The 22,307-nt window shown below is 73.3% G+C and carries 20 protein-coding genes; 5 read left to right on the top strand and 15 right to left on the bottom strand.

Going from position 1 to position 22,307, the window contains the following annotated elements:
• Positions 1-44: 44 nt before the first annotated feature.
• The 8 genes from C5N14_RS23080 to C5N14_RS23115 all read right to left on the bottom strand — a co-directional run bounded on the left by C5N14_RS23080 (position 45) and on the right by C5N14_RS23115 (position 9,686).
• Positions 45-839: a polyprenol monophosphomannose synthase gene (locus C5N14_RS23080; RefSeq protein ID WP_165878202.1), complete on the bottom strand. Its 795-nt coding sequence runs from the start codon at positions 837-839 to the stop codon at positions 45-47.
• A 38-nt stretch (positions 840-877) separates the two neighbouring features.
• Positions 878-2,470, bottom strand: a complete 1,593-nt coding sequence (lnt, locus tag C5N14_RS23085) for an apolipoprotein N-acyltransferase (RefSeq protein ID WP_243639969.1) — start codon at positions 2,468-2,470, stop codon at positions 878-880.
• Between the two features lie 468 nt (positions 2,471-2,938).
• Entirely contained in the window at positions 2,939-4,276 is a 1,338-nt protein-coding gene (locus tag C5N14_RS23090; protein WP_117670528.1) for a glutamate mutase L, read from the bottom strand.
• Positions 4,273-4,665: a hotdog domain-containing protein gene (locus tag C5N14_RS23095; protein WP_117670530.1), complete on the bottom strand. Its 393-nt coding sequence runs from the start codon at positions 4,663-4,665 to the stop codon at positions 4,273-4,275. The genes C5N14_RS23090 and C5N14_RS23095 overlap by 4 nt, the downstream gene beginning before the upstream one ends.
• Positions 4,662-5,414 carry an OAM dimerization domain-containing protein gene (locus tag C5N14_RS23100; protein WP_117670532.1) on the bottom strand — a complete coding sequence of 251 codons (753 nt, stop codon included), beginning with the start codon at positions 5,412-5,414 and terminating at the stop codon, positions 4,662-4,664. The genes C5N14_RS23095 and C5N14_RS23100 overlap by 4 nt, the downstream gene beginning before the upstream one ends.
• Positions 5,411-6,970: a lysine 5,6-aminomutase subunit alpha gene (locus C5N14_RS23105; RefSeq protein WP_117670668.1), complete on the bottom strand. Its 1,560-nt coding sequence runs from the start codon at positions 6,968-6,970 to the stop codon at positions 5,411-5,413. The genes C5N14_RS23100 and C5N14_RS23105 overlap by 4 nt, the downstream gene beginning before the upstream one ends.
• 74 nt (positions 6,971-7,044) lie before the next feature.
• Entirely contained in the window at positions 7,045-8,631 is a 1,587-nt protein-coding gene (locus C5N14_RS23110) for an amidohydrolase (RefSeq protein WP_117670534.1), read from the bottom strand.
• 5 nt (positions 8,632-8,636) lie between these two features.
• A complete protein-coding gene (locus tag C5N14_RS23115; protein ID WP_207892847.1) occupies positions 8,637-9,686 on the bottom strand; it encodes a zinc-binding alcohol dehydrogenase in 1,050 nt (349 codons plus the stop codon).
• Between the two features lie 155 nt (positions 9,687-9,841).
• Between C5N14_RS23115 and C5N14_RS23120 the strand changes: the two genes are divergently transcribed.
• Positions 9,842-11,248, top strand: coding sequence for a KamA family radical SAM protein (locus tag C5N14_RS23120; protein WP_117670538.1), 1,407 nt, complete (start codon positions 9,842-9,844; stop codon positions 11,246-11,248).
• A 95-nt stretch (positions 11,249-11,343) separates the two neighbouring features.
• On the opposite strand, the gene C5N14_RS23125 is transcribed toward C5N14_RS23120, so the two are convergent.
• Positions 11,344-12,018: a bifunctional 2-polyprenyl-6-hydroxyphenol methylase/3-demethylubiquinol 3-O-methyltransferase UbiG gene (locus C5N14_RS23125; protein ID WP_117670540.1), complete on the bottom strand. Its 675-nt coding sequence runs from the start codon at positions 12,016-12,018 to the stop codon at positions 11,344-11,346.
• Positions 12,019-12,159: 141 nt separating this feature from the next.
• Positions 12,160-12,345, bottom strand: coding sequence for a CsbD family protein (locus C5N14_RS23130; protein ID WP_117670542.1), 186 nt, complete (start codon positions 12,343-12,345; stop codon positions 12,160-12,162).
• Positions 12,346-12,512: 167 nt separating this feature from the next.
• On the opposite strand from C5N14_RS23130, the gene C5N14_RS23135 reads away from it, so the two are divergent.
• Positions 12,513-13,121 (top strand): histidine phosphatase family protein, encoded by a 609-nt coding sequence (locus tag C5N14_RS23135; RefSeq protein WP_117670544.1) that lies wholly within the window; start codon positions 12,513-12,515, stop codon positions 13,119-13,121.
• On the opposite strand, the gene C5N14_RS23140 is transcribed toward C5N14_RS23135, so the two are convergent.
• The 3 genes from C5N14_RS23140 to C5N14_RS23150 all read right to left on the bottom strand — a co-directional run bounded on the left by C5N14_RS23140 (position 13,054) and on the right by C5N14_RS23150 (position 15,958).
• A complete protein-coding gene (locus tag C5N14_RS23140; RefSeq protein WP_117670546.1) occupies positions 13,054-13,557 on the bottom strand; it encodes an Lrp/AsnC family transcriptional regulator in 504 nt (167 codons plus the stop codon). The genes C5N14_RS23135 and C5N14_RS23140 overlap by 68 nt on opposite strands.
• Positions 13,558-13,703: 146 nt before the next feature.
• Positions 13,704-14,846 carry an acyl-CoA dehydrogenase family protein gene (locus C5N14_RS23145; RefSeq protein ID WP_117670548.1) on the bottom strand — a complete coding sequence of 381 codons (1,143 nt, stop codon included), beginning with the start codon at positions 14,844-14,846 and terminating at the stop codon, positions 13,704-13,706.
• Positions 14,843-15,958 (bottom strand): Xaa-Pro peptidase family protein, encoded by a 1,116-nt coding sequence (locus C5N14_RS23150; RefSeq protein WP_117670550.1) that lies wholly within the window; start codon positions 15,956-15,958, stop codon positions 14,843-14,845. Before C5N14_RS23150 ends, C5N14_RS23145 begins: the two co-directional genes overlap by 4 nt.
• 177 nt (positions 15,959-16,135) lie before the next feature.
• Between C5N14_RS23150 and C5N14_RS23155 the strand changes: the two genes are divergently transcribed.
• The 3 genes from C5N14_RS23155 to C5N14_RS23165 are packed head-to-tail and all read left to right on the top strand — an operon-like array spanning position 16,136 to position 18,319.
• A complete protein-coding gene (locus C5N14_RS23155) occupies positions 16,136-16,888 on the top strand; it encodes a Clp protease N-terminal domain-containing protein (RefSeq protein ID WP_117670552.1) in 753 nt (250 codons plus the stop codon).
• An 8-nt stretch (positions 16,889-16,896) separates the two neighbouring features.
• Complete coding sequence (locus C5N14_RS34255; RefSeq protein WP_371685892.1) at positions 16,897-17,349, top strand: DUF3040 domain-containing protein; 453 nt, start codon at positions 16,897-16,899, stop codon at positions 17,347-17,349.
• Between the two features lie 49 nt (positions 17,350-17,398).
• The gene (locus C5N14_RS23165) at positions 17,399-18,319 is read left to right on the top strand and encodes a 5'-3' exonuclease (protein ID WP_117670556.1); all 921 of its coding nucleotides are present in this window, start codon (positions 17,399-17,401) and stop codon (positions 18,317-18,319) included.
• Between the two features lie 40 nt (positions 18,320-18,359).
• Here the strand turns inward: C5N14_RS23165 and C5N14_RS23170 are convergent, their stop codons facing one another.
• A complete protein-coding gene (locus C5N14_RS23170) occupies positions 18,360-19,250 on the bottom strand; it encodes an MHYT domain-containing protein (protein WP_117670558.1) in 891 nt (296 codons plus the stop codon).
• A 162-nt stretch (positions 19,251-19,412) separates the two neighbouring features.
• Complete coding sequence (locus C5N14_RS23175) at positions 19,413-22,214, bottom strand: RNA helicase (protein WP_117670559.1); 2,802 nt, start codon at positions 22,212-22,214, stop codon at positions 19,413-19,415.
• Positions 22,215-22,307: the final 93 nt, after the last annotated feature.

A 22,307-nucleotide genomic window follows, 5' to 3' on the forward strand; every position in this document is an offset into this window, starting at 1 on the left:
GGCCGTCCCGACATCCCGCCCGTCCAAGCATGACACGCCGCCGCTCACGGCCACCGCACCTGACCATCGCGGGTGCCGTGCACCCCACGCCGCCACGCCGCCCGCCGGTCCTGCACCGCCCACACGCTGATCCGCCACAACGCCTCCGCGACGATCAACGGGCTCATCTTGCTCGCCCCCCGCTCCCGCTCGGCGAACGTGATCGGCACCTCCACGATCCGTGCGCCCGCCCGATGCGCCAGCCGCGACAACTCCACCTGGAACGAGTATCCCTGCGAACACACCGACCCCAGATCCACCGCGTCCAAGGCCGCCAACCGGTACACCCGGTACCCGCCGGTCGCGTCGGCCACCGGCATCCCCAACGCCAGGCGCGCGTACAGGTTCCCGCAACGCGACAGCAGCAGCCGCCGCAGCGGCCAGTCCACCACCCTCGCGCCCCGGCACCAACGCGAACCGATCACCACGTCGGCGTTCCCGGCGGCGGCCAGCAGCCGCGGCAGGTCCTCCGGGGCGTGCGAACCGTCGGCGTCCATCTCCACCACCGCGTCGTAACCGCGCTCCCGGGCCCACCCGAACCCCGCCAGGTAGGCGGCGCCGAGGCCCTGCTTACCCGGCCGGTGCAGCACCCGCACCCGCCCGTCGGTGGCGGCGAGCGCGTCGGCGATCGTCCCCGTGCCGTCGGGACTGTTGTCGTCGGCGATCAACACGTCCACGTCCGGGGCGGCGGCGCGGACCCGCGCCACGATCGGGGACACGTTGTCAGCCTCGTTGTAGGTGGGGATGACCACCAGCACCCGCCCCAGCCCCGGCCGCCGCACACCCGCCGCTCCGCTCACCGTTCCTCCGCCCCCGCCGACGCGCCGCCGACGTGTCGCTACCGGGCGACCGCCGACCGCCGCCGACGCAGCCACACCGCCCCGGCCAGAGCGGCCACCGCCGCGGCGGACAGTGCCGCCTCCGGCCACACCCCGACCCGGGTGGCCACGGTGCGCCCGTCACCGAGGCGCAACTGGCGCAGCACCACGGCGCGGGTGTTGAACCCGGTGGCGTCGGATACCCGCCCGTCCGGGGCGACGAACCCGGACACCCCGACCGTGGAGGCCATCAACGACGCACGGCCGTGCTCCACCGCCCGCAACCGCACCATCGCCAACTGCTGACGGGCCTCGGCGACGTCGAACGTGGCGTTGTTGGTCTGCACCACCAGCAACTGCGCCCCACCGGTGACGGTGTCCCGGACCAGCCCGTCGTAGGCCACCTCGAAGCAGATCACGTCACCCAGCACAGCCGGGCCGGCGTCGACCACCCCGGCACGGTCACCGGCCACCATGTCGCTGCGGACCCGGTCGACCTCCTTGCTGACCATCCGCGCCACATCCCGCAGCGGCACGTACTCGGCGAACGGCACCGGATGCCGCTTCGTGTACATCTGCTCCAGGTCCGGGCCGCTGCCCGGCCGCCACAGGATCCCCGCGTTGCGGCTCTGCCCCGCACCGGGGCCCACCAGCACCGCCCCCACCAGGATCGGCGCCCGCACCGTGTCGGCGGCCTCGCTGATCCGCTGCCCCGCCACCGGGCTACGCAACGGATCGATGTCGCTGGCGTTCTCCGGCCACACCACCAGGTCCGGCTGCGGACGCTGCCCCGCCGCGACCTGCGCGGCCAGGTCGAGGGTCGCCTGCACGTGGTTGTTCAACACCGCCTGCCGCTGGGCGTTGAAGTCCAGGCCCAGCCGCGGCACGTTGCCCTGCACCACCGCCACGGTCACCGCGCCGCCACCCCCGGCGACCCCCACCGGCACCAGCAGCCCCACCGCGAGCACCCCGGCCGCGCCCCACACCAGACCCGCCCCCACCCACCGCGACCGCGCCGCCGCGCCCCGCCAGGGCCGCCATGCCGCCGCCACCAGCAGACCACCGGCCACGGCGACGGCGAACGTCACCAGCGGCGCCCCACCCACCGCGGCCAACCGCAACGCCGGGGACTCGTCCTGACTGAACGCCAACCGGCCCCACGGGAACCCCCCGAACGGGGCCCGCGACCGCAGCGCCTCCTGCCCCACCCACAGCACCCCGGTCAGCGCCGGCCACGACCACCGCCACCGGTCCACCAGCGGCGACGCGTACGCCGCGGCCCCACCCAGCACCGCCACATACCCGGCCTGCAACAGCGACAACAACAGCCACGGCAGGTGGCCGGTGTGCAGGTTCGTCCACGACAGCAGCGGACCGAACAACGCCACACCCGCCACGAAACCCAACCCCACGCCGGCCCGCACCCGACGCCGGTGCACCGCCGCGCCCAGCAACGCCACCCCCACCGACGCGGCCGGCCACCACCCGTACGGGGGGAACGCCACCAGCATCGCCAACCCGGCGGCCACCGCCAACGGCAACGCCACCCGCAACGGCAACGGCCCCCCAGGACCGGCCTGCACCCCGGCCGCCGGACCCGACGGGCTCTGCACGACAGCCGTCACCGGCACCTCACCTGCGATCACACCGCCGAAGGCTACCCGTCCCACCGCCGCAGCACCGCCCACCCGGGGCGGAACGGAAATCGGGGCGCGGCAACTGCCGCGCCCCGATGCTCCCAGGCCCTTCCCGGCCGGTGGGGCAAGAATCAGGCACGCCGACCTTCGGACCGACCCGACGGAAGACTGGCTGCCCCCGCCTGGCCGTTGTCTACTGGCCGTGCACCTCACCCTGCCCATACACCGGTAACCGCGGCCGGTTCGCGCCGCCCCGCCGACCCCCGCCCGCTGGACCTGGCCGCCGCGACTCGAAAGTCACTCGGCCAGCGGACGAAGGGACGAAGCGAACAACAGCCGCTTCCCGTAGTAGGACTCAAAGACGGTACGTGCTGCACCCCAGGCCCTGTCAACCCACCACCGGCCTGTCGCGCCGTTCACCACGGCGTGTCGCGTCGGCGTGTCTCAATCCGTGCCGAGGTGCCGGCGCAACAACGCCACCGCCGCCACCGGATGGTCCCCCGCCAACAGCCCACCCGCGGCCAGCACATAGTCGGTGTCCACCACCGGCCGGGCATCCCGCGGCACCGGCCAGCCACCCGCATGGTCACCCAACACCGCCCCCAACACCGCCGCCGACACCACCGGCGCGACGTGACGCAACACACCCCCCGAACCCACCAACAGCCGCACGTCCCGCAGATCCCGCCCCCCACGCTCCCCCGTCGCCCCACCCCGGGCATGCCGCCGCACCGCCACCGTCGCCGCCAACCCGGCGAACCGCGCATCCACCTCCCGCTCCACGTCACCCGCCGGCAGGAACCCCGGATCCGCCGCCCGCACCTGCGCCGCCGCCGCCAACCCGGCCTCCTCGCCACCGCCGACCAGCCGCTCCTCCACCGCCGCCCGCACCACCCCCGGGGCGCTCCACCGCATCCCCAGATCCCCCTCCACCGTCCGGGCCCGCCACAGCGTCCCCGCCACCTCCCGACCCGGACCGTCGGCCCTCTCGTCCGGCGTCAACACCGAATACACGTCCGTGGTCGCCCCACCCACGTCCACCACCACCAGATCACCACCGACCGAGTCGGCGAGGACCTCCACCCCCGTCAGCACCGCGTCCGGAGTGGCCGCCCGCACCAACCGGGCAAACCGCGACCCCCGCGACAACCGCTTCCCACCGATGACGTGCCGCAGGAACACCTCCCGGATCGCCGCCCGCGCCGACGCCGGCGCCAACACCCCGATCCGCGGCAGCACGTTGTCCGCCACCGTCACCGGCACCCCCGCGCCCACCAGCAGCGCACCCAACCCGTCCCGCACCTGCACGTTGCCGGCCAACACCACCGGCACCCGCCACCGCGCCCGCGCCAGCCGGGTCGCGTTGTGCGTCAACACCTCAGCGTCACCGCCGTCGGTGCCCCCGACCAGCAACACCACGTCCGGACGAGCCGCCCGCAACGCCGCCAACCCCGCCGCACCCAACCGGCCGGCGGCCACGTGCACCACGTTCGCCCCCGCCGACAACCCCACCCGCCGACCCGCCTGCGCCGTCACCAGCGGCTCGTAGCCGACCACCGCCAGCCGCAACCCACCACCGGCCGACGAACACACGTACCACGGCGCGTCACCCACCGCGAGGCCCGCCGTCGCCGCCGCCACCGCCGCGTCCAGGCCACGCAGCACGTCACTGCCCACCGTCGTCGGCGCCGACCCCGCCGCCACCAGCCGACCGGAGTCCAGATCCACCACCGCGGCCTTCGTGTACGTCGACCCGACGTCGGCGCAGACCGCGACCCTCACGCCGACGCGGGCACGACCACCGTGCCGGTCGCCGTGACCGCCACCACCGGCGGATCGAGGACCTCCGCCGCCGACTCCGACCGGTCCGGACGACCCCGACACACCACCCGCGCCTCGAAGTCGATCGTGCGGCTACGCGTCCCCACCCGGGTCACCGTCGCCGTCACCTCCAGCACGTCCCCCGCCCGCATCGGCGCCCGGAACTGCACATCCGAATACGACGCGAACAACCCCTCGTCACCGTCGGTACGGATACACACCTCCGTCGCCACATCACCGAACAACCCCAACGCGTACGCCCCGTCCACCAGACTCCCCGCGTAGTGCGCATGCGAGTACGGCACATACCGCCGATGCATCACCGTCAGACCGACCCGAGAATCACTCATGCCTTCGCCTTCTTGCTCGTCACCAACGCGTGCACCAGATAGGAAGCCACCTCACCCGGCGTGGTCCCCCGCCCGAAAATCCGATCAACGCCCAACTCGCCCGTCATCGACTCGTCGAACCGCGGCCCACCCACGATCAACAACGGACGCCGGCCCGCCGGCATCGCCTCCCGGAACGCCGCCGACATCTCCCGCGTGTTGTGCAGATGCGCGTCCCGCTGCGTCACCACCTGCGACACCAGCACCGCATCGGCCCGCTCCACCCGCGCCGCCTCCACCAACTCCGGCACACTCACCTGAGCCCCCAGGTTCGACACCTTCAACTCCCGGTAGTACTCCAGGCCCTTCTCCCCGGCGATGCCCTTCACGTTCAGGATCGCGTCGATGCCCACCGTGTGCGCGTCCGTGCCAATACACGCCCCCACCACCGACAACTTCCGCCGCAACCGCTGCTTCACCAGCGCGTTGACCTCCTTGGCCGACAGCAGCGGAAAGTCCCGCTCCACCACCCGCACCGCCGCCAGGTCCACCAGGTGGTTCACCCGCCCATACACCACGAAGAACGTGAACCCGTCACTCATCGGCTTCGCGTGCACCAACATCGCCGGGTCGATGCCCATCTTGTTCGCCAACTGCACCGCCGCGCCCTCGGCCCGCTTGTCATGCGGCACCGGCAACGTGAACGACACCTGCACCATCCCGTCGCCGGTGGTGTCCCCGTACGGCCGGACGATCTGCTTCTCCGTCATGCCGGCTGCTCCAGGATCTCCGTCGCCGGGTTGTAGTAGTCACCCTCGTGCGCCGCCACCCCCGACAGGCCCTTACCGCGATCCGCCGGCCGCTTCATGATCCCGAACGTCCCCTCGGCGATCGCCGACAACAACGACTGCTCACCGATACGCTCCAACAGCTCCACCGCCTCACTCAGAACCCGGTTCGCCCGCTGCTGGATGAACCCACCCGGCGCCGGAACGAAATCCTCCCGCAACCCACCCGCCGCACCCAACACGTACCGCACGTTCTGCAAAGCGATGTCCCGATCCGACAGCCACGGCGTCACCACCGCCTCCGTCATCATCCCCACCAGCAGGATCCCCTGCCCCGTCATCGTCCCCACCAGATTGAAGAACCCGTCGAGCAGATTCCCCCGGAACACATCCCCCGTCATGTGCTTCGTCGGCGGCATCCACTTCAACGGCGCATCCGGGAACAACTCCCGCGCCAACAACGCATGCGCCAGTTCGAGCCGGAACGACTCCGGCACATCCGGATTGATCTCGAACGCGTGCCCCAACCCCAACTGCCAGTCCGCCAACCCCGCCTCATGCGCGAAGTACTCGTTCAACAACTGCGACACCGTCACCGTGTGCGCCTCGTCCACCGCATCCGCCGTGGTCAGATAGTTGTCCTCACCCGTGTTGATGATGATCCCCGCCCGCGCGTGCACCTGCCGCGAGAACCGCTGGTCCACGAACGTCCGCACCGGATTGATGTCCCGGAACAAAATCCCGTACATCGAATCGTTCAACATCATGTCCAGACGTTCCAACCCCGCCAGAGTCGCCATCTCCGGCATACACAAACCCGACGCGTAGTTCGTCAACCGCACATACCGGCCCAACTCCCTCGACGACTCGTCCAAGGCAGCCCGCATCAACCGGAAGTTCTCCTGCGTCGCGTACGTCCCCGCGAACCCCTCCCGCGTCGCACCCTCCGGCACGTAGTCCAACAACGACTGCCCCGTCGACCGAATCACCGCGATCACGTCCGCACCCGCCCGCGCCGCCGCCTGCGCCTGCGGAATGTCCTCATAGATGTCACCCGTCGCCACGATCAGGTAGATCCACGGCCGCTGCGCCGGATCCCCGTACCGCCGCACCAGCCGGTCCCGCTCGGCCCGCCGCCGGTCGATCCGCCGCACCCCCGCCGCCACCGCCCGCCGCGCGGCCCGCCGCGCCGCCGTAGCCGACCTCCCCACCGGCTGGCCGAACCGCACCGACCCGGCGGCAGCCTTCTGCGCCAACAACGTCACATCGCTGATCTGCTCCCGGACCAGGGCATCGAACACCGGCACCGCCACCCCGTGCCCCAACCCCACATCAGCGACCACCGCATCCACCAGACGGTTCACCCACGGAATACCGTCCGGATCCGCACCAGTCACCCCGGCCAACCGCAGCACCGCCCGCTCCACCGACACCGTCGTATGACCACGGGCCATCTCCACCACCGGCCGCCCAGCCCGACGCGCCAACTCCCGCGCCCGCGCCACCAGCACCGGATCCAGACCAAGCTTCCCCGTCACACCGCCCCCCACCACACTCGGCGACGGCGCCACAGGCGCCCGTTCCGCATCGATGATTCGCTCGCTACGCTCGCTCACGCAGACCCTTCCTCATAGATCACCTCGCCACGCAACACCGTGCGCCGACACACCGGCAACGGCGTCACATCGTCCGCACCCCGCGCCTCCGGATCCGACGCCTGCAACACCGGCAGACCCCGATCCACCCCCGCCGGCGTCGCCCACACCGCGAACGTCGCCGCCGCCCCCAACGCCAACACACCCTCACCGTCGCGATGCACCGCCCGCCACCCACCCCGGGTATGCGCCGCGAACGCCGCCCGCACACTCATCCGCTGCACCGGACTGTGATGCGCCACCGCCGCCCGCACCGAACCCCACGGATCCAGCGGCGTCACCGGCGAATCCGACCCGAACGCCAACGCCACCCCGACCGAGTGCATCGCCCCCACCGGGTTCGACTCCAACGACCGGTCCAACCCCAACCGCGACTCATACATCCGACCCGCGCCACCCCACAACCGGTCGAACGCCGGCTGCACGCTCGCCACGATCCCGAACTCCACGAACCCGGCGATCAACCGCCTACTCATGAGCTCCGCATGCTCCACCCGATGCCGCGCCGCCCGCACCCGGTCCGTGCCCAACCGCTCCGCCGCCCCCGCGAACCCCTCCAACACCGTCGAGATCGCCGCGTCCCCGATCGCGTGGAACCCGCCCTGCATCCCGTGCGCCGCACAGTCCAACAAATGGTCACGCACCTGCTCCGCGCTCACATACCCGTGCCCACACGCCCCCGGCTCCCCGTCCAGGTACGCCCCCGACAGATGCGCCGTCCGCGACCCCAACGCCCCGTCCGCGAACAGATCCCCACCGGCACCCACCGCACCCAACTCCCGGGCCCGCGCCGCACCACCCAACTCACCCCAGTACCCGTACACCTCCGGCACCCCGACACCCGACAACGCCAACAGACCCGCGAAGTCCTCCTCGTCAGAGATGTCCGGCCCACCACACTCGTGCACCGCCGCGATCCCCAACGACGCCGCACGCGCCAACGCCACCCGCTGCGCGGCAACCCGCTGCACCCGCGTCACCGACGCCAACGCCGCCGCCCGCACCACGTGGTGCGCGTCCCGCCGCAACCACCCCGAAGCGTCGAACCCCAACGCCCCAGCCGCCTCCGGACACGCCGCCAGCATCGCCTCCGACACCAACGCCGAATGGATCGACGCCTGCGACAGATACACCCGCCGACCCCCCGCCGCCCGCCCCAACCCGGCCCCGTCCGGCAGCGCCCTGTCCACCCAACCCGACTCGTCCCAGCCGTGCCCCAGCACCACCGCATCAGCCGGCAGCCCCGCCGCGAACCCCGCGACGGCGTCCAACAACCCACCCGCCGACCGCACCCCCGACAGGTCCAGCCCCGACAACGCCAACCCGGTGTCCGTCGCGTGCACGTGCGCGTCCACGAACGCCGGCGTCACCAACGCCCCGCCCAGATCCACCACCCGATCCGCCGCCGGCGCGTCCGCGTCGACACCCAACCAGGCAATCCGCCCATCCCGCACCAACAGCGCGGTGGCACCCGGATCGGCCGGACAATGCAGCACGCCACCGCGGTACAACGTCACCGGGCGCGTCGTCGAGGGGTTCGTCATGGCTCTCAGTCTGCCGCCAACCGCGCCTCGAAGAGACCACGCACGCCCGGCTCCGACCGCAACAACCCCAACGCCAGCTCCGCGTGCCCCGGCACATACCCGTTGCCCACCAGCATCGTCACGTCCGCCGCCAACCCCTCCGCGCCCAGCGCGGCGGCGGCGAAGCTCGTCGCCATCGAGAAGAAGATCACCGTCCCGCCGTCCGCCGTGGCCAGCACCGCACCGTGCTCACAGCCCGGCACGTCCACGCACACCACCGTCACGTCCGCCGGCACCCCCAGCGCCGCCGTCACCGCCGACGACAACGCCACCGGATCCCGCGCGTCGGCCAACGCCACCTCCGTGGCCAGGCCCGCCGCCACCAACGCGTCCCGCTCCGCCGCCACCGGCACCACCCCGACCGTACGACCCGCGCCCGCCTGACGCGCCGCCGCCAGGGACAACGACCCGCTCTTGCCCGCCCCGCCGATCACCGCCACACTCACCGGCGTCGGATCGCACTCCCACTCCCGCCGCTGCACATGCTCGTGGACCACCCGCGCGGTCAACGCCGGCGCACCGCACACGTCCAGCACGGCGAGGGACAACTCCGGGTGCAGATCCGCCGGCAGCACCGCCGCGATCGACCGGGCGAACAGGATCGCGTACCCGTCGCACGGCACCTGCTCGCTACGGCCGTCCCAGCGGGCCAGCCCGTCGGTGATCGTCAGCGGGGTCAACGTCAGCGACACCAGCGTCGCCACCCGGTCGCCCGCCTTCAGCCCCAGCGGGGAGCGCCGCCCCGCCTCCTCGACGGTGCCGATCAGCATCCCGCCCGACCCGGTCACCGGGTTCTGCATCTTGCCCCGGGTGGAGACGATCTCCAGGACCTCGGCACGGACCTTCTCCCCGTCCCCGCCGTGCTTCTCCCACAACTGCCGGAAGCTCGCCGCGTCCAGGTTCAGCCGCTCGACCCGGATCCGCACCTCGTTCGGCGCGATCGTCGGACTGGCGTCCAGCCGCCACGCCGCCTGCGGCAGCACCCCCGCCGGTTCGACAACGCGGTGCAGACCCACCGGTGACGTCACGCCGACCTCCCCTGTCCAGCCGCCCGAAGCCCTGGCCAGGACTCGCGTCGCGGGAAAACTTACGGCAGAATAATTTCTTCACCGGATATTTTCCAGTAGCCTACGGCCTGCTGATCATCCGCACCACGCACCGAGGAGGGGCCGTGACCCAGACCCAACCGGTTGAGACCATCCCTCAACCCCGTCACGCCCCGGTCGCCGTACCGACCGCCGGGCAGCCGTACGAATACCGCCGCAGCCCCCTGGTCGAACCCGACTGGACCCGCTTCCCCGGCTGGCGCCATGTCACCCGCGAGCAGTGGGAGAACGCCCAGTGGCAGCGCGTCAACTGCGTCAAGAACATCAAGCAGCTCCGCGCCGTCCTCGGCGACACCGTCGACGAGTCCTTCTACACGGACCTCGAGGCCGACCAGAAGGCCCTGGCCACCATGTCCATGCTGGTGCCGCCACAGATGATCAACACCATGGTCCCGTTCGCGCCGATGACCACCGAGGCGTTCCTCGCCGACCCGATCCGGCGTTACATGATCCCCGTGGCCGCAGACCGGCGCACCGACTGGCCCTCCCACCCGTACGCCAGCCGCGACTCCCTGCACGAGCACGACATGTGGGTCGCCGAGGGCCTCACCCACCGCTACCCCACCAAGGTCCTCGCCGAGCTGCTCTCCACCTGCCCCCAGTACTGCGGGCACTGCACCCGGATGGACCTCGTCGGCAACTCCACCCCCGCCGTCGACAAGCTCAAACTCACCCTCAAGCCCGTCGACCGGTACGACGCCCACATCGCCTACCTCAAGGCCCACCCCGGCGTCCGTGACGTCGTCGTCTCCGGCGGCGACGTGGCCAACGTGCCGTGGCGCAACCTCGAGTCGTACCTGATGCGGCTGCTGGAGCTGGAGACCGTCCGCGACATCCGGCTCGCCACCAAGGCCCTCATGGGCCTGCCCCAGCACTGGCTCCAGCCCGACGTCGTCGAAGGCCTGGAACGGGTCGCCCGCACCGCCGCCCGACGCGGCGTCAACCTGGCCATCCACACCCACGTCAACCACGCCCAGTCGATCACCCCGCTGGTCGCCCGGGCCGCCCAGACCGCTCTCGACGTCGGCGTCCGGGACGTCCGAAACCAGGGCGTGCTCATGCGCGGCGTCAACGCCACCGCCCCCGACCTGCTCGACCTCTGTTTCGCGCTCCAGGGCGAGGCCGGCATCCTGCCGTACTACTTCTACATGTGCGACATGATCCCCAACGCCGAGCACTGGCGGGTCCCCGTCTGGCACGCCCAGCAGCTCCAGCACGACATCATGGGCTACCTGCCCGGCTACGCCACCCCGCGGATCGTCTGCGACGTCCCGTTCGTCGGCAAGCGCTGGGTGCACATGCTCACCGAGTACGACCGCGAGCGCGGCATCTCGTACTGGACGAAGAACTACCGCACCTCGATCGAGTCGGCCGACCTGGAGGCGCTCAACAAGCGCTACGCCTACTACGACCCGATCGACACGCTGCCCGCCTCCGGGCAGCAGTGGTGGCGCGAGCATCGCGAAGACTGAGTCCCGTCGCTCGACCCCGAGTCCGGCCCCCGGCGTCAGCCGGGGGCCGGTTCGTTTTCGGATTCGGTGCGGTGGGTTACTTCCCGTATGGCGTCCTAGGACACTAGGTGTTGCGTCGGGACGACGATGTCGGCAGGGTCACCCCGGCGGCGCATCGCGATCACCGAGTCGGTGACGGTGACGATCTCGCCGCTCGGGACCGGCACCGTCCGCCGCACGGCGTCCACCCGGTGCCGGGCCCACTCCCCCGGTGCCAGCTCCAGCCCGGTAAGGGTCTCCTCGGGCGTGGGGAACCGGGGATGGTCCACGTGGTGCCCCGGCGCCGACGCGTGCTCCACGATCAGCAGGAGACCTCCCGGCGCCACCGACTCGGCCGCCAGGCGCAGCACGCGGTGCCGGGCGAAGTCCAGCGGAGACTGTAGGTACTGCGCCGACACCAGGTCGAAACGCCCGTCAGGGAACGACGACTCCAGGTCGTGCCGGGCGACCTCGACCAGGTGGCCCACCCCCGCCTCCGTGGCGTGCGCTGCCGCCCGGGCGAGCGCCGTCGGCGACACGTCGACCGCGCGCACCCGCCAGCCGCGCCGCGCCAGCCACACGGCGTCCGCTCCCTCGCCGCAGCCCAGGTCCAGCGCGGTGCCTGCCGGCAGGTCCGCGTCGAGCCCGGTCAACACGTCGGCGAGCGCGGCGTTGACCTGCCCGCTCCACACCCGCTCCCGCGACCGGTAGTGCCCCTCCCAGAACTGCTCCGTGCCCACATCCGCCGTCATCGGACCCACCTCCGCCCCGAGCCTGCCCCGGCAGACCGCACCGCCGCAAATATGTTTGCCGAAACGGCAAGTCCGCAGGCACCCCGGACACGAAGCGGCGGGCCCGGAGAGCAGTTCCGCTCCGGGCCCGCCGTGGTCGGGTCACTTCGTGAACGCGTCCCGGCCGGCGTCCTTGACGTGCTCGCCCATCTGCCGGGCCTGCGCGTCGCTCTGCTGGGTGGCGCCCTCGGCCCGCATCCGCTCGTTGTCGGTGGCGTCGCCGATCCGCTCCTTGGCGGCGCCGGCCAGCTCCTGGGCCTTGTTCTTCGCCTTGTCGGTGAAGCTCATCTCGGACTCCCCCTCTGCTCCGCGGTGTCCGGGCCATTCGGCTCCGACATCGGGTATGCCCGGCCGGTGCGGGCCGGAAACGTGTGTGCCCGCATACCCCGTACGGCATCCTAGGATGCTAGGTGAAGTCGGGAACGGTGGGCGGCGGGGCCTGGTTGACTGGGCGGATGGGAGAGATCACGCTCGTCCGGCACGGCGAGACCGAGTGGAGCGCCAGCCGCCGGCACACCTCGTACACCGACCTGGACCTCACCCCCGACGGCGAGCGCCAGGCCCGCGCGCTGGGCGGCGTCCTCGGCGGCTGGCGATTCGCCCGGGTGCTGTCCAGCCCGCGCACCCGGGCGCTGCGCACCGCGCAGCTGGCCGGGCTGGCCGTCACCGCCACCGACCCGGACCTGGCCGAGTGGAACTACGGCGAGTACGAGGGCCGGACCACCGCCGACATCCAGGCCGACCGCCCGGGCTGGGACATCTGGACCGACGGCTGCCCGGGCGGGGAGTCCCCCGCCGAGGTCGGCGAGCGGCTGGACCGGGTACTCGGCCGGATCGCCGCCCTGCTCGACTCCGGCGACGTCGCCCTCGTCGGCCACGCGCACAGCCTGCGGGTGCTCGGCGCCCGGTGGATCGGGCTGCCGCCGGCCGCCGGCGGGCGGCTACGGCTGGACACGGCCACGGTCAGCGTGCTCGGTCACGAACACGGACGACGGGTCATCCAGCGGTGGAACCAGTCGGCTCCCCCGCCGCCCGGGGCCGACGCGTCGGCGGCTCGCCACTGATCTTCGGCGGCCGGTTCTCGTACGGGGTGGACAGGACGACCGTGGTGCGGGTGGTGACGTTCGCGGAGGTGCGGATCTCCTGGAGCACCCGTTCCAGGTCCGCCGGGCTGGCCACCCGCACCAGCAGCAGGTAGAAGTCCTCCCCCGCCACCGAGTAGCAGGAGTCGATCTCCGGCAGGTGGGCCAGCCGTTCCGGGGCGTCGTCGGGCTGCGACGGGTCGAACGGCCGGATCGCCACGAACGCGGTCAGCGGCAGGTCCAGCGCCTCGAAGGACACCCGGGCCGCGTACCCCTTGATCACCCCGCGATGTTCCAGCCGGCGGACCCGCTGGTGCACCGCGGACACCGACAGGCCCACCTTCTCCGCCAGATCCGTGTACGACAGCCGCCCGTCGGCGGTCAGCGCCGCGACGATGGCCCGGTCGATCTCCTCCACGGCGTGCAACCTACCCGCAAACGCGGTCCCACGCGACGACGACCCCACCGGGCGTGACACCCAGCGGACCACCCGGTCACGCACCGCGTCCGCGACCAGGTCAGCGACCTGGCCGCCGCCCCGGGAGGCGGCACCCCCGGGGCGGGCTAGCCCCTCGCCAGGTCCCGGGAGATGACCAGGCGCTGGATCTGGTTGGTGCCCTCCACGATCTGGAGCACCTTGGCCTCCCGCAGGTACCGCTCGACCGGGTGGTCGGCCACGTAGCCGGCACCGCCGAGCACCTGCACCGCGTCGGTGGTCACCCGCATCGCCATGTCGCTGGCGAACAGCTTGGCCTTCGCCGCCTCGATCGAGTACGGCCGGCCGGCGTCGCGCAGCCGGGCCGCGTGCAGCGTCAGGGCCCGGGCGGCGGAGATCTGGGTGGCCGCGTCGGCCAGGAGGAAACCGAGGCCCTGGAAGTCGACGATGGCCCGGCCGAACTGCTGCCGCTCGCGGGCGTAGCCGACCGCGTAGTCGAGGGCGGCCTGGGCCAGGCCGACGGCGCAGGCGGCGATGCCGAGCCGGCCGGAGTCCAGGGCGGACATCGCGATGGTGAAGCCCGCCCCCTCCCCGCCGATCAGCCGGTCGGCCGGCACCCGGACGTCGTCGAAGGCGATCTGCGCCACCGGGGAGGCGCGCAGGCCCATCGTCCGCTCGGCGGCCTGCGGGGCGATGCCGGGGGTGTCCCGGTCGGCCAGCAGGCAGGAGATGCCCTTCGGGCCGGGCCCACCGGTACGGCAGAAGACGTTGTAGAAGTCCGCGACCTGGGCGTGGGTGATCCAGGCCTTGGTGCCGGTCACGACGTAGGAGCCGCCGTCGCGGACGGCCCGCGTGGTCAGCGCCGCCGCGTCCGAGCCGCCCTGCGGCTCCGAGAGGCAGTACGCGCCGAGCAGCTCGCCGCCGATCATGTCGGGCAGCAGCTTGCGCTGCTCGTCGGTGCCGAACTGGGCGAGCGGGTAGCAGGAGAGGGTGTGCACGCTGACCGCCTCGGCGACGGCGAGCCACCGGCTGGCGAGGATCTCCAGCACCTGGAGGTAGACCTCGTACGGCTGGGCGGCGCCGCCGTGCTCCTCGGGGTACGGCAGGCCGAGCAGGCCCGCGCGGCCGAGGGTGCGCAGCACCTCGCGGGGGAACTCGGCACGCTGCTCGAATCCGGCGGCCCGGGGCGCGAGTTCCCGGTCGGCGAGTTCGGTTGCCAGGGCGAGCAGGTCGTGGGCCTCGTCGGTGGGCAGGATCCGGTCGACAGTCATAGCGCGATGAGCTCCGTGGGGGTGGTGTTGAGCCGGGTCACGCCGTCCGTCGTGCAGACGACGATGTCCTCGATCCGGGCGCCGTGCCGGCCCGCGAGGTAGATGCCCGGCTCGACGGAGAACGCCATGCCGGGTTCCAGCGGCCGGGGGTTGCCGGCGACCACGTACGGGTCCTCGTGGCCGTCCAGCCCGATGCCGTGGCCGGTGCGGTGCAGGAACGCCGGGCCGTACCCGGCGGCGGTGATCAGGTCACGGGCGGCGGCGTCGACGGCCTCGGCGGTGACGCCGGGGCGGACCGCGGCGACGGCGGCGGCCTGGGCGGCGTGCAGCACGGCGTAGTAGTCGGTGAACTCGGCCGGGGGCGGGCCGCCGGCGACGTACGTGCGGGTGCAGTCGGAGCGGTAGCCCGACGGCATGGTGCCGCCGATGTCGACCACCACGGGTTCGCCGGCGCCGATCGGCCGGTCGGAGGTGCCGTGGTGCGGGCTGGCGCCGTTGGGGCCGGCGGCGACGATGACGAAGTCGACGGTGACGTGGCCGGCGGCGCCGATCGCGGCGGCGATGTCGCCTGCCACCTCGGCCTCGGTGCGGCCGGGGCGCAGCCACTGCCCCATTCGCGAGTGCACGGCGTCGATGGCGGCGCCGGCCTCGGCGAGGGCGGCGACCTCGGCCGGGGACTTGCGGATGCGCAGCTCGCGCAACACCTCACCGGCGAGGCGCTGCGCCGCGGCGGGCAGCAGGGCGCGCAGGGCGAGGACCTGCTCGGCCCACATCCGGTCGGCCAGGCCGACGGCCGCTACCGGCCCGTCGAGGGCGGCGGTCACCAGCGGGTACGGGTCGGCGCCGTCGGGGTGGTCGACGATCCGCACGCCGGTGGCCGGGGCGGGGGACGCCTCGGCGGCGGGGCGTTCCAGGGTGGGCACGATCAGCGTCGGCTCCCCCCGGGCGGGCAGCACCAGGCAGGTCAGCCGCTCCCCGGCGGGTGCGTCGTAGCCGGTGAGGTAGCGCAGGTCCGAGCCGGGGGTGAGCAGCAGCGCGTCGAGGCCGGCGGCGGCGGTGGCGCGCTGCGCGGCGGCCAGCCGGTCGGCGGGGTACAGCCCGTTGGTTCCCACCCGGTCAGCTTAACGGTCGTTTGGTAGGTCCCGGGACCCGGCTCGGCCCCGCGGCACGCCCCCGCGGCGGCTTGGCGGGTCCCGCGCCGGTCGAGGGGAGACAGTCGCTGGTGCAACTGTCCCCACTGGGGGTATAACCATCTCATAACCCGTTGCTAACCCCACTGGGAGGCGACTGTGCCGAAGATCAATGTGTACCTGCCCGACGAGCTGGCCGACGCGGTCCGGGACAGCGGCGTGCCGGTGTCGGCGATCTGCCAGCGCGCGCTGGAACAGGCCGTACGCCAGGTCACCGCCATCCGGCAGACCGCCCTGGGCGACCTGGGGGCCGACGACCTGGGCGAGCGGCTGCCCCGGTTCACCGCGCGGGCCCGCACCGTCGTCACGCTGGCGATCGACCGGGCCCGCGCCGCTGGCGCGACATCCGTGGGCACCGGCGACCTGCTGGCCGGCATGCTCGCCGAGGGCCAGAACCTGGCGCTGCACGTGCTGCGGGCGATGGAGATCGACCCCGCACACGTCCAGCGCGAGCTGGACCGGCACCCCGCCGCCGAGCAGGGCCCGACGGGCCGGGACTCGCTGCACCCCAGCACCCCCGCCGCCGGAGCGCTCGAACTGACGACGACCGAGGCCATCGCGCTGGGGCACAACTACGTGGGCTGTGAACACCTGCTCCTGGGCCTGGTCACCGAGCCCGACGGCACCGCCGGGCAGGTGTTGCGGGCGTTGGGCGCCGAGCCCCGGCTGGTCCGGCGGGCCGTGACGGCGGCCCTGGCCGGCTACCTGCACCTGCGCGCCCAGACCCCCGCCGCCGGGGACGGCGACCCGGTACAGGCGCTGGCCGCGGCGGTGCGCCAGCAGATCCAGCCGCTCGTCGCACGCGTCGAGAAACTGGAGCGGCGGCTCGACGCCGCGCCCGGACAGCGGTGACCGCGACCGTGCGGGCACCGAGCCCTCCGGCCCGGCGCCGACTGACACCCCCGCACAACCGCGCCGAGAACGGAGGAAAGTCGAGGGCGCCCGGAGCTGGTTCAACCAGCGGTGACCGGGCGGCGTCGCCCCGGCGCCCGGCAAAGCCGCCCGGGCCGGAGCCCGCGTCGATAGCCTGGACCTGCGCCGACACCGCAGCGGCGGGCGGCGACGGCGGAAGGTGGGCGGCGCGGGTGGCGGACGGCGAGCGGGAACGGGACGCGCGGCGGCGACGTCGGCTGCTCTGGGCCGGCATCCTCGCGGTGGCCGGGCTGGCGCTGCTGGCCGTCGGCCTGACGGTCGCCAACGGCGCGGTCGCCTGGCTGGAGGCGGCCGTCGCGATCGTGCTGCTGGTGGCGAGCTTCGCGGTGCAGCGCCTGGCCCGCAAGGAGACCCTGTACCGGCGCGACGGGTCGACCTGACCGCCGCGTCGCAGCCGGATCGTCGCACGGTTGTGCCACGCTGTCCGGCGTGGCACACCGACCCCCGATCCTGCTGATCGACGCCCCCAGCCTCTACTTCCGGGCCTACTTCGGCGTCCCCGAGTCCGCGGCGAAGGCCGAGGACGGCACCCCGGTCAACGCGGTGCGCGGCTTCCTCGACATGCTCGCCACGCTGATCCGCACCCGCCGTCCCGACCGGATGGTCTGCGCGATGGACCACGACTGGCGACCGGACTGGCGGGTGGCGCTGCTGCCGTCGTACAAGGCGCACCGACTCGCCCCGGCCGGCGGTGAGGTGGTGCCCGACACCCTCACCCCGCAGATTCCGGTGATCCTGGACGTGCTGGCGGCGGTCGGCATCACCACCGTCGGCGCCGCCGGCTACGAGGCCGACGACGTGCTGGGCACGTTGTCGGTGACCCAGCCGGCCCCGGCGGAGGTGGTCTCCGGCGACCGCGACCTGTTCCAGCTCGTCGACGACGACCGTGGGGTGCGACTGCTCTACGTGGGGCGGGGCGTGGCCAAGCTGGAGGACTGCGACGACACCGCCGTGCGGTCCCGCTACGGGGTCCCCGCCAACCGGTACGCCGACTTCGCGGCCCTGCGCGGCGACCCGAGCGACGGGCTGCCCGGGGTGCCGGGCGTCGGGGAGAAGACCGCCGCCCGGCTGGTCGACCGGTACGGCGACCTCGACGGCATCCTCGCCGCCCTCGACGACCCGGGCTCCGGCTTCGCCCCCGGCCTGCGGGCCAAGCTCGACGCCTCCCGCGACTACCTGGCCGTCGCGCCGAAGGTGGTGCGGGTGGCGCTGGACGTGCCGTTGCCAGAGCTGCCGACCGCGCTGCCGGGCTCACCGGCGGCCCCGGAGCGGCTGCTGGAGCTGGCCGAGCGGTGGAACCTCGCCGGCTCCTGCCGCCGGCTCGTCGACGCCCTGGCCGCCCAGGGCTGACCCGCCGTCCAGGAGCCCCGGGGCACCACCGCCCCGGGGATCAGCGCGGCGGGGTGTCCCGGCGGGACGGGAAGGCGGTGCCCGGCCGGGCCAGGGTGCCCCGGGCGCGCAGGCCGACCGGGTCCGGGGCCGGCTGCGCCTCGGCGGCCGGCGCGGCCCCGGCGGGCCCCCGGCGCGCGTCGAGGTACGCCGCGCCGGCCCGGTCCTCGTCGGTGGGCGCGGCGAGCAGGGCGTACACCAGCCCCACCACGACGAGGATGACAGCGAGGACGATCGGCACCAGCAGGGTGCTGAACCCGGCGCCGGTGACCTCGCCACGCTGCTCGTGCAGGTGCACCGACAGGGCGCTCATGCCGGTGAAGTGCATGCCGTTGACGGCGACGCCCATCACCAGCGCGGAGGCGGCGATCGCCAGCGCACGACGGACGGTGACGGCCAGCCAGAGCGCCACGGTGGCCGCGACCACGGCGATCAGCACGGACAGGGCGACCCGGACGCCGTCGTAGCCGAGGGAGCCGTTGAGCCGCATCGCCGCCATGCCCGTGTAGTGCATGGCGGCGACCCCGGCCCCGGTGAACAGGCCGCCGGCGACGACGCGGAGCACGGAGAGCCGGCCGGTGCCGACGATGGCCAGGCCGATGCCGACGGCGACGACGGCGATGAGGGCGCTGGCCACGGTGATCGGCACGTCGTAGCGGATTCGGGTGCCGTCAACGGCGAAGCCGAGCATCGCCATGAAGTGCATGCTCCAGATGGCGGTGCCGCCGATCGCCCACGCGGCCAGGGTGCCCCACCACGCCCGCTGCCCGGCCGTGCCGGCGGTCCGGATCCGCCCCGCGCAGACCAGGCCGAGAAACGAGCCCAACACCGACAGCGCGTAGCTGAGGGCCGGGGTGATCCACCCGTACTCAAAGTGATTGATCTCCGCCACCGGGCTGTCCCCTCGCCTGATTACCGGCGCGTACACGGTGCGCCGAAAACATGATCGGGGACCGCTTGGGCTGTCGCAATGGCACCCCCGGGCAATTCGGGGGTGCCATTGCGGCAACCGTCCGATGCGTCGATCAGCGTCGGCGATGACCAGGCGTGATGATCAGGCGCTGGCGTGGTAGGCGAGGACGCCCCGGTTCACGGCGGCGATGGCCTGCCGGGCGGTGGCCCGCAGCTCGGTGGACGCCCCGCCGGAGTCGGCGAGCTGGCCGAGCAGGTCGACCACCTGCCGGGCCCAACGGACGAAGTCGCCGGCCGGCATCTCGCCGTCGATCTGGTGGCCGCTGGCCAGCACCTTCGCCAGCGCCTCACCCCGCGCCCAGCGGTAGACCGGCCAGGCGAAGCCGAGGTCCGGCTCGCGGGTGACCGTGAGGCCCCGGGCGGCCTCGTCGGCCTCGATCTCCCCCCACAGCTTCAGCGTCTCCTCGACGGCCTCGGCGACCGGCCCGCGCGGCAGCGACGCCCGCTCGTCGACGTCCCGGCGGGCCTCGAAGACCACCACCGAGACGGCGGCGGCCAGCTCCGACGGCGACAGGCCGTCCCAGACGCCCCGGCGCAGGCACTCGGCGACCAGCAGGTCGGCCTCGGTCCAGATCCGGCCGAGCATCCGCCCGGCGTCGGTGACCGCGCCGTCGGCGGACAGGTAGCCGCGCGCGGTGAGCAGCGCGACGATCCGGTCGAACGTGCGGGCCAGCGAGCCGGTGCGGCCGGCGACCCGCTGGCGCAGCTCCTCGGTGTCGCGCTCCAGCCGGCGGCGGCGCTCGGCCCAGCGGGCGTGCTCCTCCCGGTCCGGGCAGGCGTGGCAGGGGTGCCGGCGCAGCTCGGAGCGGAACTGGCTGATCGCGTGGTCCTCGCCGCCGCCCTGCCGGGACCGGCCGCCGCGGCGCCCGCCGTGCCGGTCCAGCCCGGTGCCGCCGACCTCGGCGGCGAGGTCCCGGCGGGCCGCCGGGGAACGGTGGTTGAAGTGCTTGGGCACCCGGATGCGGGCGAGCACCTCGGCCGGGGCCGTGAAGTCGCCGGGGCCGACCCGGCCGGCCCAGCGGTCCTGGGTGAGCACCAGCGGGCGGGGCTCGCCGAACCCGCCGGTGGCCGGGTCGAGCACCACCGCGAGGCCGGCGCGCCGCCCGGACGGCACCCGGATCACGTCGCCGACGCGCAGCCGCTCCAGCGAGGCCACCGCGGCGGCCTTGCGCTGCTGCTGGCCCTGCCGGGCGATGGCCCGTTCCCGGTCGGCGATGGCCACCCGCAGGGCGAAGTACTCGTCGAAGTCGCCGTGGTGGCAGGCCCCCTCCGCGCCGTAGGCGTCGATGGTCTCGGTGTTGCGCTGCACCTGGCGGGCCAGGCCGACCACCGACCGGTCCGCCTGGAACTGCGCGAACGAGGACTCCAGCAGCGCCCGGGCCGGCTCCGCGCCGACGGTGCCGACGAGGTTGACGGCCATGTTGTAGGACGGGCGGAAGCTGGAGCGCAGCGGGTAGGTGCGGGTGGAGGCCAGGCCGGCGACGTGCCGGGGGTCGGTCTCCGGGGACCAGACGACGACGGCGTGCCCCTCCACGTCGATGCCCCGGCGGCCGGCGCGGCCGGTGAGCTGGGTGTACTCCCCCGGGGTGAGGTCGACGTGGGCCTCGCCGTTGAACTTCACCAGCCGTTCGAGCACGACGCAGCGGGCGGGCATGTTGATGCCCAGGGCCAGGGTCTCGGTGGCGAAAACCGCCTTGACCAGGCCGCGGACGAACAGCTCCTCGACGATCTCCTTGAACACCGGGAGCATGCCGGCGTGGTGGGCGGCCAGCCCGCGCTCCAGGCCGTCGAGCCACTCCCAGTAGCCCAGGACCGTCAGGTCCTCGCCGGGGATGGCGGTGACCCGGCTCTCGACGACCCGGCGGATCTCGGCGCGTTCCTCGGGTGAGGTCAGCCGCAGGCCGGCGGCGAGGCACTGCTGCACGGCGGCGGCGCAGCCGGCGCGGCTGAAGATGAACAGGATCGCCGGGAGCAGCCCCTCCCGGTCGAGCCGGTCGACGATGTCGGGGCGCAGCGGGCCACGCCAGCGGGGGCCGCGCCGCCCGCCGCCGGGTCCGGCGCTGCGGCCCTCGCCGAGCTCCAGCCGGCGCATCGTGTCGCGGGTGTAGCGCAGCAGCTCGGGGTGCACGTCGTGCTTGCGGGCGGCGTCGGCGTCGTGGAACAGGTCGAACATCCGCTTGCCGACCAGCATGTGCTGCCACAGCGGCACCGGCCGGTGCTCGCTGACCACCACCGCCGTCTCGCCGCGCACGGTGACCAGCCAGTCGGCGAACTCCTCGGCGTTGGAGACGGTCGCGGACAGCGAGACCAGGGTGACCGAGGCCGGCAGGTGGATGATCACCTCTTCCCACACGCCGCCACGGAACCGGTCGGCGAGGTAGTGCACCTCGTCCATGACCACGTAGGCCAGGCCCTGGAGGGTGGCCGAGCCGGCGTAGAGCATGTTGCGCAGCACCTCGGTGGTCATCACCACCACCGGGGCGTCGCCGTTGATGGCGTTGTCGCCGGTGAGCAGGCCGACCTGCTCGGCCCCGTAGCGGTCCACCAGGTCGTGGTACTTCTGGTTGGACAGCGCCTTGATCGGGGTGGTGTAGAAGCACTTGCGCCGGGTGGGCGCCGCGCCGGGGCCGTCGGCGTCCGCCGGCTGGTCGGGCACGCCGCGCAGGGCCAGGTGTACGGCGAACTCGCCGACCACCGTCTTGCCGGCGCCGGTGGGGGCGCAGACCAGCACCCCGCTGCCCCGTTCCAAGGCCTGACACGCCTCCCGTTGGAAGTCGTCGAGATCGAACCCCAGGTCAAGGGCGAACTCGTCCAGCGCCGGGAACTGTGAGGCCTGCGCGGCCCGGCGGCGGGCCGCGGCGTACCGCTCGGCGGGGCTCGACATGTCGTCAAGATTAATGCGTGCGCCACGGGCGCACCGGTCAAGGCCGTCCGACACCGGGGTACAGGGCGGTCGGTAGGGTGCACGGCGTGCCGG

This window comes from Micromonospora sp. MW-13, assembly GCF_003434305.1.
Taxonomy (GTDB): Bacteria; Actinomycetota; Actinomycetes; order Mycobacteriales; family Micromonosporaceae; genus Micromonospora.

Bases quoted from the DNA above. Each gene is read 5' to 3' on its own strand.
- C5N14_RS23095 (WP_117670530.1), bottom strand. From the start codon at position 4,665: ATGAGTGATTCTCGGGTCGGTCTGACGGTGATGCATCGGCGGTATGTG.
- C5N14_RS23145 (WP_117670548.1), bottom strand. From the start codon at position 14,846: ATGACTGTCGACCGGATCCTGCCCACCGACGAGGCCCACGACCTGCTC.
- C5N14_RS23135 (WP_117670544.1), top strand. From the start codon at position 12,513: ATGGGAGAGATCACGCTCGTCCGGCACGGCGAGACCGAGTGGAGCGCC.
- C5N14_RS23110 (WP_117670534.1), bottom strand. From the start codon at position 8,631: ATGACGAACCCCTCGACGACGCGCCCGGTGACGTTGTACCGCGGTGGC.
- C5N14_RS23125 (WP_117670540.1), bottom strand. From the start codon at position 12,018: ATGACGGCGGATGTGGGCACGGAGCAGTTCTGGGAGGGGCACTACCGG.
- C5N14_RS23100 (WP_117670532.1), bottom strand. From the start codon at position 5,414: ATGACGGAGAAGCAGATCGTCCGGCCGTACGGGGACACCACCGGCGAC.
- C5N14_RS23175 (WP_117670559.1), bottom strand. From the start codon at position 22,214: ATGTCGAGCCCCGCCGAGCGGTACGCCGCGGCCCGCCGCCGGGCCGCG.
- C5N14_RS23130 (WP_117670542.1), bottom strand. From the start codon at position 12,345: ATGAGCTTCACCGACAAGGCGAAGAACAAGGCCCAGGAGCTGGCCGGC.